Source organism: Acidaminococcus sp. AM05-11, assembly GCF_003472805.1.
Lineage (GTDB): Bacteria > Bacillota > Negativicutes > Acidaminococcales > Acidaminococcaceae > Acidaminococcus > Acidaminococcus hominis.
On record NZ_QRMX01000001.1, the window covers coordinates 74462 to 86919 of the forward strand.

Annotated in this window: 10 protein-coding genes; all 10 read left to right on the plus strand. The window is 55.9% G+C overall.

Annotated elements, in window-relative coordinates; genetic code table 11:
- Positions 1–91 precede the first annotated feature (91 nt).
- The 10 genes from DW089_RS00380 to DW089_RS00425 all read left to right on the plus strand — a co-directional run bounded on the left by DW089_RS00380 (position 92) and on the right by DW089_RS00425 (position 12428).
- Positions 92–970: a DMT family transporter gene (locus DW089_RS00380; protein ID WP_105326674.1), complete on the plus strand. Its 879-nt coding sequence runs from the start codon at positions 92–94 to the stop codon at positions 968–970.
- Positions 971–989: 19 nt separating this feature from the next.
- Positions 990–1268 (plus strand): DUF1653 domain-containing protein, encoded by a 279-nt coding sequence (locus DW089_RS00385; protein ID WP_105326675.1) that lies wholly within the window; start codon positions 990–992, stop codon positions 1266–1268.
- A gap of 305 nt (positions 1269–1573) precedes the next feature.
- On the plus strand, positions 1574–2839 hold the full coding sequence (locus tag DW089_RS00390) for a Xaa-Pro peptidase family protein (protein WP_105326676.1): 1266 nt from the start codon (positions 1574–1576) through the stop codon (positions 2837–2839).
- Positions 2840–2873: 34 nt separating this feature from the next.
- The gene (locus DW089_RS00395) at positions 2874–3188 is read left to right on the plus strand and encodes a hypothetical protein (RefSeq protein ID WP_105326677.1); all 315 of its coding nucleotides are present in this window, start codon (positions 2874–2876) and stop codon (positions 3186–3188) included.
- Positions 3188–3745: a manganese efflux pump MntP family protein gene (locus DW089_RS00400; protein WP_105326678.1), complete on the plus strand. Its 558-nt coding sequence runs from the start codon at positions 3188–3190 to the stop codon at positions 3743–3745. Before DW089_RS00395 ends, DW089_RS00400 begins: the two co-directional genes overlap by 1 nt.
- A gap of 66 nt (positions 3746–3811) precedes the next feature.
- A complete protein-coding gene (gene dinB, locus DW089_RS00405) occupies positions 3812–4969 on the plus strand; it encodes a DNA polymerase IV (RefSeq protein ID WP_231085718.1) in 1158 nt (385 codons plus the stop codon).
- An 11-nt stretch (positions 4970–4980) separates the two neighbouring features.
- Positions 4981–5856: a DMT family transporter gene (locus tag DW089_RS00410; RefSeq protein WP_105326680.1), complete on the plus strand. Its 876-nt coding sequence runs from the start codon at positions 4981–4983 to the stop codon at positions 5854–5856.
- A 100-nt stretch (positions 5857–5956) separates the two neighbouring features.
- Positions 5957–7252, plus strand: a complete 1296-nt coding sequence (locus DW089_RS00415) for an O-acetylhomoserine aminocarboxypropyltransferase/cysteine synthase family protein (protein ID WP_105326681.1) — start codon at positions 5957–5959, stop codon at positions 7250–7252.
- A gap of 255 nt (positions 7253–7507) precedes the next feature.
- On the plus strand, positions 7508–10930 hold the full coding sequence (locus tag DW089_RS00420) for a pyruvate carboxylase (protein ID WP_118286643.1): 3423 nt from the start codon (positions 7508–7510) through the stop codon (positions 10928–10930).
- Positions 10931–11042: 112 nt separating this feature from the next.
- The gene (locus tag DW089_RS00425) at positions 11043–12428 is read left to right on the plus strand and encodes a WG repeat-containing protein (RefSeq protein ID WP_105326683.1); all 1386 of its coding nucleotides are present in this window, start codon (positions 11043–11045) and stop codon (positions 12426–12428) included.
- Positions 12429–12458 lie beyond the last annotated feature (30 nt).

The following is a 12458-nucleotide window of genomic DNA, read 5'->3' on the forward strand; positions in this document are numbered from 1 at the left end:
CTCCAGCACGGGCCTTTTTCATGGTATAATAAAAACTTGAGACAAATAACCTGTACCCAATGGGGCAGTACGCAAACAAGGAGGCAATACCATGGACCTGGCACCCAAACTCACCATGCTGATTTCGCTTTTGATTTTCGGGACCATTGGGTTGGTGCGGCGGTTTATTCCCCTGGATTCCGTGCCGCTGGCCCTGCTCCGGGCGCTTTTGGGCTGCGTAACCCTGGTTCTCATTATGGCCGTAACCCGGCAGCCCCTGCGGCTGCGGGAGCTTTTGGCCTACAAGGGGAAACTGCTGCTATGCGGTCTTTTGCTGGGCTTGGACTGGATCTGCTTTTTTGAGTCCTTTAACTATACTACGGTTGCCGTGGCTACCCTGTGCTACTATATGGCCCCGGTCTTTATGCTGTTGGCGGCGCCCCTGGTGTTTCACGAAACCCTGGGCCCCTGGAAGCTGGCCTGCGCTGGCTGCACAATTTTGGGGATGCTGCTGGTTTCCGGGTACGTGGGCAGTACGGAAATCCAGATTCAAGGCCCGGGGGTGGTCTTTGCCCTGTTGGGAGCCCTGTTCTATGCCGGGGTTATCATCCTGAACAAGGGCATCCTGGGCCTCACCGCCTACGAAAAATCTGCCACCCAGCTGGGGATTGCGGCCCTTTTGCTGCTGCCTTACACGGCGGCAGTGGGCAAGCTGCACTTTGCCGGGGTGGGGACAACGGGAGCCCTTTTGATTCTGGTTTTGGGGGTGGTCCATACAGGACTGGCCTACGGTCTGTACTACGGCTCCCTGACCCAGGTATCCGCCCAGGCTACGGCCCTGCTCAGCTATGTAGACCCCATTACCGCAGTGCTGCTGTCCGCCTTTGTGCTCCGGGAACCCATGTCGGCCTGGCAGGCTGCCGGGGTATGCCTGGTTCTGGGCGGCATGATTGGCAGTGAAATCAAGAACCCGCTGAAAAAAGCGGCGTAAAAGAAAGAAGGAGAGGGTTATGGATCCTTTGGCACATGTATTTCATCCCGGCGATATTGTCCGGCATTTCAAATGGGAAACCTTGACTGACGAGGAAAAGAAAACCAACCGGTATCTGTATCGGATTATTGGCCCCGCCGTCCATACGGAAACCCGGGAACCCCTGATGGTCTACCAGGCCCTGTATGGGGATTTTGGGGTGTACGCCCGGCCTTCCGCCATGTTCTACAGCGAAGTGGAACACGACAAGTACCCCCAAATCCAGCAGAAATACCGTTTTGAAAAGCTGCGGAAATAAAAAGGTAAACCTATAAATATATATGGTTGACACAAATAAGAAATGCTTCTATACTGGGAAGCAGAAAACCCCAGGAATGCAGCGGCATTCCTTACCCCCATCTTCCCTCAAGGAGGGGGAACCCCTGCAAAAAACAAGTCCGGTCATTGGTGGCCCCGGGCTTGTTTTTTTATGTCCGGCAGGGGAAATTCACGGTTTTTCAAGAAAATTGCTTTTTATCCGTAATTGTCATATGATAAAGAAATCAAAGTAGTATTTTTGGGAGGCCTCCGGGGCCCTTCCTGAAATAGAATGGAGAATGCAGGATGGATAACGAAATGATACTGACCGATGACTTGCGCCGGGTGCCCCGGGAGGAACTGGACCGGCGGCTGGAGCAGCTGCGCAGAGCCCTGACCCAGGAGGACCCGGGGTGGCAGCTGGCGGTGGTGACCGAAAAGACCAGTATGTACTACTATACGGGAACCATGCAGGAAGGCGCCTATCTGGTGCGGCCCCAGGATGCGGTGCTGTGGGTCCGGCGGAGTCTCAGACGGGCCCGGAACGAATCCCTGCTGCCCGCCAGCCAGATTCGTCCCATGCACAGCTTCAGACAGGCGGCGGTCTACTATGACGATGAGCCCCCGGAGCGCATCTACCTGGACGAAAAGCACACTTCCCTGGAGTGGCTGGGGCTTTTTGGCAAATACTTCCAGACGGAGCGGTGGCAGCCCTTGAACAAACTGCTGACCCGGCTGCGCAGCGTAAAAAGCCCCTACGAGCTAGCTCTCATGGAGCGCAGCGGCCGGATTCACCAGCAGGTGCTGACCCAGGAGGTAACCGGTCTGGTCCACACGGGCATCAGCGAGGCGGAACTGGCCATTCAGCTGTATTGGAAAATGGTCCAGCAGGGCAGCCAGGGTATTGCCCGTACCAACCGGCCCACCGGGGAAGATGTGGTGGGGCTTACCTCCTTTGGCAAAAGCGCCCTGGTGCCCACGGCCTTTGACGGTCCCGGGGGCACAGATGGCACCTGCATTGCCATGCAGAGCATCGGTTCTGCCTTCCGGTTTTTGAAGCCGGGTCGGCTGATTTATTTGGACATTCCCTGCGGCTTTGACGGCTACACCACGGACAAAAGCGTGGTGTACTACTACGGAGACCTGGCAGCGGATCCTCAGGGGGAGGAAATCCGCCGGGCCTACGCCTACTGTGTGGCTCTGGAGCAGGAAACGGCTTCCCTCCTAAAGCCCGGAGCGGTGCTGGGGGAAATCTACGACCAGGTGATGGGCCATTTTGACCATCGGTACGACGGTATTTTTATGAACGGGGGAAAATTCCTGGGCCACAGCGTGGGGCTGTGCCTGGATGAAACCCCAGTAATTGCCGGCGGCGTAAGGGACCGGGCAGAGGAGAATATGACCTTTGCCCTGGAACCCAAAATCGCCCTGCCGGGCATCGGCATGGTGGGTACGGAAAATACCTACCGGATTACCAGTAAGGGTGCGCTCTGCCTCACAGGCGGCCCTCAGGAGCTGGTGATAATCCCTGCGAAAGGGTCTTCACCAGAGTCTGAAAAAATGATAAAATGAATCATTAGAGTGTGAGGAAAAGGGGAGAAACACCATGGCAGTTACGCAAAAAGAGGATTCCATCATCGATAAAGATGACTTTTTGGAAACCCAGGAAATTATCCGCAAACAGATTCAAAGCAACAGCAAGCTGACCGGTGCGCAAAAACGACAGTGCCTGCAGGTTTTGGAGGGCATTGGCCATTCCGTAATTTACGGAGGCGTGCGGCAGCACGGCATTACCAAGGCCATGCTGAAAACGGCATTTCCCGTTTTTGGCAAAATGAGTGAAGACAATCGGCACAACGACAAGGAACTGAAAGTACTCAAGGTTCTCACCTATTTGATTTATCAGGGGATTATTCAGTAATGAACGCAATTACCATCTTTTTGCTGGCCGTATCCTTATCCATGGATGCCTTTGCCGTATCGGTCTGCGGCGGGCTGAAAATGAAACCCAGCGAGCGGTTTCGGGGCGGTCTGACCTTTGGCGCCTGGTTCGGGGGATTCCAGGCGCTGATGCCTTTTTTGGGGTATGAATTGGGGCTGCATTTTGCTAAGGCGGCTTCTGCCTACTCCCATTGGATTACCCTGGTGATTCTGGGCTATATCGGCATCAATATGATCCGGGAAGCCGGAGAAGACCAGGAAGAAGAAAAGATTACCGGGTTTACCGTAATGCTGGGCCTGGCGGTGGCTACCAGCCTGGATGCCCTGGGGGTGGGCGTCAGTCTGGCCTTTTCCGCCGTGGACATTGTGCCCGTGGTACTGGAAATTGGGACCATTACCTTTTGCCTGTCCTTTCTGGGCTGTGCCTGCGGGGCCCTGATTGGTATGTGGGGCAAGGCCAACGCAGAACGGGCCGGCGGACTGGTATTGATTTCCCTGGGAATCAAGGCAGTCTTGGAACATTATCACATCTTATAAATACGGGAGCTGCTGCAGGGTGCTGCGGCGGCTCTTGTTTCGCATGTATAGAAGGAGGTGCCAGGCGTGGGTACAAAACAGCGGTGGATTATGCACGTGGATATGGATGCATTTTTTGCCTCTGTGGAGCAGCTGGACCACCCGGAATACCGGGGCAAGCCGGTGATTGTTGGCGGGTTGTCCGGCCGGGGGGTGGTTTCCACCTGTTCCTACGAGGCCCGGAAGTTCGGGGTCCATTCAGCCATGCCCATGACCCAGGCCTGGCAGCTCTGTCCGAAGGCCATTTTTGTTACCGGCCGGTATGACCGGTACACGGAATTGTCCCAGCAGATTCAGGCGATTTTTCGGGAGTTTTCTCCGGCGGTGGAGCCTTTGTCCATTGACGAGGCTTTCCTGGACCTGACAGGAATGGACAAGCTGGTGGGGGATGTGCGGACCCTGGGGCCCAAGATCAAACAAACTATCCGGGAACGCACCGGGCTCACCGCTTCTGTGGGGCTGGCCCCCAACAAATTCCTGGCCAAGCTGGCCAGTGATTTGGAAAAACCCGATGGTTTGGTAATCATTGAACCGGGGGAGGAGGCAGCCAGAATTGCGCCCCTGCCCCTTAGCAAGGTGTTTGGCCTGGGCCAGCGGTCGGTGGCAGCCCTAAAGAACCTGGGGCTAACCACCATTGGCCAATTGGCGGCCTGCGACCTTAGGGTGCTCCAGCCCCTTTTGGGACGGCAGGCGGAAGAAATCCGGAACCGGGCCCGGGGGCTGGACAGCCGGCCGGTGGTGCCGGATGAGCAGCGCAAATCCCTGGGCAAGGAAAATACCTTTGGGGAAAACCTCCGGGGCAAGGAACCCTGCCTGGAGGCCCTGTGGGACCTGTGCCAGCAGGTGGGCTGGCGGCTGAGAACGGCGGGGCTTGCCGGCTATACGGTGACCCTGAAAATCAAGCTGGCAGATTTTCGCCTGCTGACCCGGAGCCGGACCTGCGACGTGCCGGTGCAGCTGGATGAAGAAATTATGGAACAGATCCGGTATTTGGCGGAGGAAGTCAGCTGGCGGGAGCCGGTACGGCTTTTGGGAGTGGCCGTCAGCCACCTGGCCCCCGGGGGAAGCCTGGGGCTTGATTTGGGAGATGCTGAGCGGGACCGGAAACGGGCCCAGGCTCTCGATGGATTGAAACAGCGTTTTGGGGAAAGTATTATCCGCAAGGGCGGCAAGGCCCGCAGCTAGGAGGTCAGTTTATGGATCGGCAAAGAAAAATCGGTATGGGGTTGGTGCTTTTGGGCGCCAGCTTATGGGGCAGCAGCAGCAACTGTATGGAATATCTGATGAACCATCAGCATTTTACCTGGTCCACCATCCTGTTCGCCCGGATGCTGCTTACAGGGATTATCTTTTTAGGAGTGTCCTGGGTTCAGAAAGAGGACCTGCTGGCAATTTTGCGTAAGGACGGCTGGACCTTCCTGAAATTTTCCGTGCTGGGCATGTACATTATGCAGGATATGTTCATTATGGCCATCCACGACAGCACGGCGGCTACGGCTACGGTGCTCCAGTACTTGATGCCGGCGGTGCTTTTGGGCATGTACCTGTGGCAGGAGAAACGGAAGCCCTACCGGAAAGAGGTGGTGGCGGTAGTCCTGGCCATTGTGGGTACGGCCCTGATTGCCACCAAGGGCCATGGAGCCAGTCTGGCCATTTCGCCCAGCACCCTGGTCTACGGCATCATCAGCGCCTTTGGCATGGCCTGGTACACCATTTATGCGGCGGACCTGCTCCAGCGCTACAGCTGCTTTTTGCTGCTGGGCTGGGGGAGCCTATTCAATGCCCTGATTCTGGGGTTGGCCAACCACCCCACCCTCCAGGGGGCTCTGCTGAACTTTGATACAGCCTGGTCCTTCAGCGTGCTGTTTGTGTGCGGCACCTTGATTGCCTACTACGTGTACCTGGAAAGCACCAAGTACATTCCGGCTTCGGAAACGGGAGCTTTGGCCGCTTTTGAACCCCTTTCTGCCTATTTCTTCTCCGTGCTGTTTTTGGGTAACCACGTAGGCGGGGTGGAAATGCTGGGCGCATTATGCATTATCACTATGGTGGTCATGTTGGCTAGAAAATAAAACAAAATGAAACAAAAAACTGTTGACAATAGGGGTACTCTTCTTTATAATGTAATTCATACTTGAGTAAGGGGAATTAACCCTATGGGAGGCAAAGACAATGAGTGAAAAGAAGAAGTACCATTTTGAGACTCTCCAACTGCATGTAGGCCAGGAACAGGCAGATCCCGCTACGGATTCCCGGGCGGTGCCTATTTACCAAACTACATCTTATGTATTCCGGAACACCCAGCATGCGGCTGACCGTTTTGCCCTGAAAGATGCGGGTAACGTTTACGGCCGGCTGACCAACCCCACCGAAGATGTTTTTGAAAAACGCATTGCAGCCCTGGAAGGCGGCGTAGCTGCCCTGGCCACGGCCAGCGGTGCAGCAGCCGTTACCTACGCCATGCAGGCACTGGTCCATGCAGGCCAACACATTGTCTGTGCCACCACCGTTTACGGCGGTACCTATAACCTGTTCGAACATACCTTCCCCGATTTCGGCATTACCACCACCTTTGTGGATCCTACCAAGGGCGTTCAGGGCTTTGAAGCTGCGGTCCAGGATAATACTCAGGCCATTTACATTGAATCCGTAGGCAACCCCAATGCCAACCTGATTGACATTGAAGCCGTAGCCAAGATTGCCCACAGCCACAACATTCCTTTGGTAGTGGACAGCACCTTTGCGACTCCGTACCTGCTCCGTCCCTTTGAATATGGGGCCGATATTGTAGTCCATTCTGCCACCAAATTCATCGGCGGCCACGGCACCACCCTGGGCGGCGTCATTGTGGACAGCGGCAAGTTTGATTGGGTGGCTTCCGGCCGGTTCCCCTGGCTGGTAGAACCCAACGCCAGCTACCACGGCCTGAGCTTTGCCAAGGATGTGGGCCCGGCAGCCTATGTAACCTATATCCGCACCCTGATTCTGCGGGATACGGGCGCTACCCTGTCCCCCTTCAACGCTTTCCTGCTGCTCCAGGGCACGGAAACCCTGTCCCTGCGGGTAGAACGTCAGGTGGAAAACGCCCTGAAGGTGGTGGATTTCCTGTCCAAGGATTCCCATGTAGAAAAGGTCAACCATCCGGCTTTGCCCGACCATCCGGACCATGCCCTGTACCAGAAGTACTTCCCCAACGGCGGTATTTCCATTTTCACCTTCGAAATCAAGGGCGGCGCAGCAGCAGCCCAGAAGTTCATCGACCATTTGGAGATTTTCTCCCTGCTGGCCAATGTGGCTGATGTAAAGAGCCTGGTTATCCACCCGGCTTCCACCACCCACTCCCAGATGAACGAAGCCGAACTGGCAGCCTCCGGCATTACCCCGGCTACCATTCGTCTGTCCATTGGTACCGAACATATTGACGATATCCTGGACGATATGAAACAAGCGTTTGCTGCTTTGGATTAACGTCTTGGCTTGAAAAACCGAACCTCTTTCTGAATTTGTCAGACAGAGGTTCGGTTTTTTTCGGGTTAAAATGGATCGTTTTGCTAAAAACCTTACAGTTTTTCGCAGATATAAGAATATAGATATATTTGATATAAGAAAAATGTTGAAAAAACTCCGGACGGTGTTACAATAAGAAAGCAACATCGAATGATTTAAACAAAAATATGTAATTGTTCGCCTTTACAGGCCATAGCAGGTAAGGAGGAGAAGTCCATGAGAGCCATTCATAAGATTTTGGTCCCCAACCGAGGGGAAATCGCCATTCGTATTTTTCGTGCCTGTCACGAACTGGGCATTCGTACGGTAGCGGTGTATTCCAAAGAAGATATTCTGTCCCTGCACCGCAGCCGGGCTGATGAAGCCTACCTGGTGGGCCGGGGGAAAAAGCCTGTGGATGCCTATCTGGATATTGAAGATATCATCCGGATCTGTAAGGAACACGAGGTGGATGCCATTCATCCCGGCTACGGGTTCCTGGCGGAAAATGCCCGGCTGGCCAAACGCTGTGAAGAAGAAGGCATTATCTTCATTGGTCCCCGGGTGGAACACCTGATTATGTTCGGGGATAAGGTCAATGCCCGGATCCAGGCCGAAAAGGCTGGGATTCCCATGATTCCTGGCACCCAGGGTGCCGTCAAGAGCTTTGCTGACGTAAAGGCCTTTGCCGAAAAGGTGGGCCTGCCGGTGATGATCAAAGCCGTCAACGGCGGCGGCGGCCGGGGGATGCGGAACGTAGATCGGATGGAAGACCTGGAAGAAGCTTATGAACGGGCCAAATCCGAAGCCAAAATGGCCTTTGGGGATGACGATATCTACGTGGAAAAATGCATCATGAACCCCAAGCACATCGAAGTCCAGATTATGGGCGACGAACAGGGGAATGTGGTCCATCTCCACGAACGGGACTGCTCCATCCAGCGGCGGCACCAGAAGGTCATTGAAATGGCGCCTGCCTGGTCCCTGCCCCAGAGCCTGCGCCAAGCCATCTGTGACGCAGCCCTGAAGCTGATGAAAAACGTCAAGTACCTGAACGCCGGCACGGTGGAATTTTTGGCCGACCAGGATGAAAAACATTTCTACTTCATTGAAGTGAACCCCCGGGTGCAGGTGGAACATACGGTAACGGAAGCCATTACGGATGTGGATATCGTCAAGACCCAGATTCTGGTGGCCGAAGGCTACGCCCTGACAGATCCGGAAGTCCATGTGGGCCGCCAGGAAGACATTCCCTGCAACGGGGTAGCCATCCAGTGCCGGATTACCACGGAAGATCCCCAGAACAACTTTATGCCGGATACGGGCAAGATCATTGCCTACCGCAGCGGCGGCGGCCCGGGCATCCGGCTGGATGCCGGCACGGCCTATACGGGTGCCGTCATTACCCCCTATTACGATTCCCTTTTGGTGAAGGTCACCGCCCATGCCATGAACGCCCAGGACACCATCCACCGGATGCTGCGCTGCCTGGAAGAATTCCGCATCAGCGGCGTTAAGACCAACATCTTCTTCCTGAAAAATATGCTGAAGACAGCGGCTTTTGCAGCCGGGGCCTGCGATGTAAACTATATTGATCGGCATCCGGAACTGCTGGTGGATCCGGAAGAAGTAGATGACCGGGGGACCCGGCTCCTGTCCTACATTGGAAAAATTACCGTCAATGGCTACAAGGGCAGTGGGCACCAGCTAAAACCCGACTTCCAGCCCCTGCGCCAGCTGCCGGCCACAGGAAACTGCCCCAAGGGCAGCCGGCAGGTACTCCAGGAACTGGGACCGGAGAAGTTTTCCCGCTGGATCCAGGACCAGAAGGAAGTGCTGTTTATGGACACCACCTACCGGGATGCCCATCAGTCCTTGCTGGCTACCCGGATCCGGACCCACGATATTTTGAACGCCATTGGCTATACGGCGGAGCAGGTGCCTCAGATCTATGCCTTTGAAAACTGGGGCGGGGCTACTTTTGATGTGGCCTACCGGTTCCTGGACGAAGATCCCTGGGAGCGGCTGCGCCAGATGCGCAAGGCGGCGCCCAATATCCTGTTCCAGATGCTGACCCGGGGGGCCAACACCGTAGGCTATACCAACTATCCCCCGGAAGTGGTAACCCAATTTATCGACTTGGCTGCCCAAAACGGGGTGGATGTATTCCGGATTTTCGACTGCCTGAACCAGCTGGACCATATGGCCCTGTCCATTGAAGAAGTCCGGAAGCAGGGCAAGGTGGCAGAAACGGCCATCTGCTATACCGGGGACGTACTGGATGACCGGCGGCAGAAATATTCCCTGGCCTACTACACCCAGCTGGCCAAGGAAATGGAAAAGGCCGGGGCCAACATTATCGCCATCAAGGATATGGCGGGGCTGTTAAAACCGGAAGCGGCCTATGCGCTGGTCTCCGCCCTGAAGGACGCCGTGGACCTGCCCATCCATCTCCACAGCCACGAGGGCGGCGGCTGCACCCTGTACAGCTATGCCAAGGCCGTAGATGCCGGGGTGGATATCCTGGATGTGGCCACCAGTGCCCTGTCCAACGGCACCAGCCAGCCCTCTATGACGGCCATGATCTACGCCCTGTCTAACCATCCCCGCCAGCCGCAGATGAACCTGGAAGCCCTGGAAAACATCGACCGGTACTGGCAGGTGGTCCGCTCCTATTATGCCGGGGTGGACAGCAAGATGGCCAGCCCCAACACCACGGTCTTCCAACATGAAATGCCCGGCGGCCAGTACTCCAACCTGCGTCAGCAGGCTACGGCAGTGGGCCTGGGTGCCCGCTGGCCGGAAGTGTGCCGGATGTACGCCCGGGTGAACCAGCTGTTTGGAGATGTCATCAAGGTGACCCCGTCTTCCAAGGTGGTAGGGGACATGACCCTGTTCATGGTCCAAAACAACCTGACGGAGGAAGATGTCTTGAACCGGGGCGAAACCCTGGACTTCCCCCAATCCGTGGTGGACTTCTTTGACGGCAAGCTGGGGATTCCCTATGGGGGCTTCCCGGAAAAACTCCAGAAGGTTATCCTGCGGGGGGCTCAGCCCCACTTGGAAACCCCGCCGGTGCCGGTGGACCTGGATAAGGTCCATGCAGAAATGAAGGCCCTGCGTATGCCGGAAACGCCGGAAGCGGAATCCAGCTACTGCATCTACCCCAAGGTCTACAAGGACTTTATCCAGCGCTACCACCAATATGGGGACCTGTCCATCTTGGATACGCCTACCTTCTTCTTCGGCATGAAACCCGGCGAAGAAATTCAAGTGATGATGGACGGCAAAATGGTGCTGATTCGCCTGAACCATATTACCCGTCCTACGGAAGAGGGTTACCGGGAAGTGCAGTTTGAAATCAACGGTATGCCCCGGGAACTGAAAATCCGGGATGCCAAGGCTTCGGAAGGCACCACGGCAGCCCGCCGGGCGGATCCTACGGTGCCTGGGGAAGTGGGGGCCACCCTGTCCGGCTCCGTTCTCCGGGTATTGGTGGACAAGAACAGTGTGGTGAAGAAGGGCGATCCGCTGCTGGTAACGGAAGCCATGAAGATGGAAACCACCCTGACCGCTCCCATCGACGGCCTGGTAACCGAGGTATTGGTGAAAGCCGGCAGCCGGATTGCTTCCGGAGACCTGCTGGTGGTGATTGAATAAACGTTTAACAAAAGGAGAATCCTGCGGGGTTCTCCTTTTTTTCAGCAGGTTTCAGATGGGGCGGGGTGTGCTACAATAGAGACAGCGGAGAAAAGAAAACGGAGGTGCCAACATGAAAAGCAAAGGGAAACTCGGTTTGCTGCTGGCTCTTTGCCTGGCGCTGGGCCAAACGGCCCTGGCCGCTGAGCATTTGGCCGTGGTGGAAAAGGACGGAAAGCAGGGAGCCATTGACCCGGAGGGGAAAGTGGTCATCCCCTTGGAATTTAAGAGTGTGGAAGTAAACGATAAGGTGGAAGCACCCGTGGTTCTGGTGAAAAAGTCCGGCAAGTATGGGCTTTATGACCGAAATGGGAAAGAATTGTTAAAGCCGGTGCTGAAAAAGGTCACCGGGGTAAACGAAGGATATTTTGGCGGCAAGGAGAAGAAAACCTGGAGCTTCTACAACCTGAACGGGGAAAAGCAGCCCGGGGAATATGAGGAAGTGGGGCTGTACCAGGAAGGCCTGGCGCCTGTCAAGGTGGAGGACCGCTGGGGCTTTGTGGATACCCAGGGAAAACTGGTGATTCCGGCCCAGTACAAGTCCGTTAGGGGCTTCAGCGAAGGCCTGGCAGCTGCCAAACTGAACAGCAAATGGCTGTATATCCATAAGGATGGCACGCCGCTTATCGGAGCCAGCATCAAGGACCCCCGGGATTTCCACCAGGGCGTTGCCGTGGTGGATGACAACTGGCTGATGAATATTAAGGGCCAGAAATACGCCAAGCTCCGGGATTATTCCTTTGTGGGGGATTTTGCCGAAAATGGCTTGGCCGAAGTGGGCGTCCGCCGGCGCCACCGCAGCCTGCTGGATTATGTAAGCATTGGCTGGGGCTGGGACGGCTGGGGCGTCTGGGGCTATCCTGGCTGGGGCTGGACCGGAGGCTACCACCATCGCCGGCACCACGGTTGGGGCTGGGGCGGCGGCATCGGGATTTCGCCCGGGGCCGTTATGCCCGGCAGCCTGTACCGGGGCTATGTGAACAAGCAGGGCCAGGAAGTGATTCCCACTACCTACGATACGGTAACGCCCTTCTACGGCAGCTATGCCCTGATCCAGGACGAAGGCCACTGGGGTATGGTCAATGCCCAGGGCCGGGTGGTGATTCCCCCGGCCTACGATGCCCTGTGGCCCTTTAGCCAGGGCCTGGCAGCTTTCAGCTTCGACAAGAAGTGGGGCTTTATCAATGAGCAGAATACGGTAGTGATTTCCAACCGGTATGACCGGGTGAACTCTTTCCTGGAGGACCGGACCACGGTAATGACCCAGGAGGAAGGGGGCATTATCGATAAGCAGGGTCAATTGGCAGCCCCTCTGCGCCGGCAGTTAAAGGAACTGGGACCGTTGTACGCTGACCGGGCGGCCTTTAAGGATCCGGCCAAGGACCTGTGGGGGTATGTTAACAGGGATGCCCAGGTTGTTATCCCTGCACAGTACGATAAGGCCGGAATATTTGACTGAAATTCGTGAATACGTACAAAAAGCTGTTGA

What these genes read in the sequence shown, in the direction of transcription:
- DW089_RS00380 (WP_105326674.1), top strand. Translation starts at nt 92, where the DNA reads ATGGACCTGGCACCCAAACTCACCATGCTGATTTCGCTTTTGATTTTC.
- DW089_RS00385 (WP_105326675.1), top strand. Translation starts at nt 990, where the DNA reads ATGGATCCTTTGGCACATGTATTTCATCCCGGCGATATTGTCCGGCAT.
- DW089_RS00390 (WP_105326676.1), top strand. Translation starts at nt 1,574, where the DNA reads ATGGATAACGAAATGATACTGACCGATGACTTGCGCCGGGTGCCCCGG.
- DW089_RS00395 (WP_105326677.1), top strand. Translation starts at nt 2,874, where the DNA reads ATGGCAGTTACGCAAAAAGAGGATTCCATCATCGATAAAGATGACTTT.
- DW089_RS00400 (WP_105326678.1), top strand. Translation starts at nt 3,188, where the DNA reads ATGAACGCAATTACCATCTTTTTGCTGGCCGTATCCTTATCCATGGAT.
- DW089_RS00410 (WP_105326680.1), top strand. Translation starts at nt 4,981, where the DNA reads ATGGATCGGCAAAGAAAAATCGGTATGGGGTTGGTGCTTTTGGGCGCC.
- DW089_RS00415 (WP_105326681.1), top strand. Translation starts at nt 5,957, where the DNA reads ATGAGTGAAAAGAAGAAGTACCATTTTGAGACTCTCCAACTGCATGTA.
- DW089_RS00420 (WP_118286643.1), top strand. Translation starts at nt 7,508, where the DNA reads ATGAGAGCCATTCATAAGATTTTGGTCCCCAACCGAGGGGAAATCGCC.
- DW089_RS00425 (WP_105326683.1), top strand. Translation starts at nt 11,043, where the DNA reads ATGAAAAGCAAAGGGAAACTCGGTTTGCTGCTGGCTCTTTGCCTGGCG.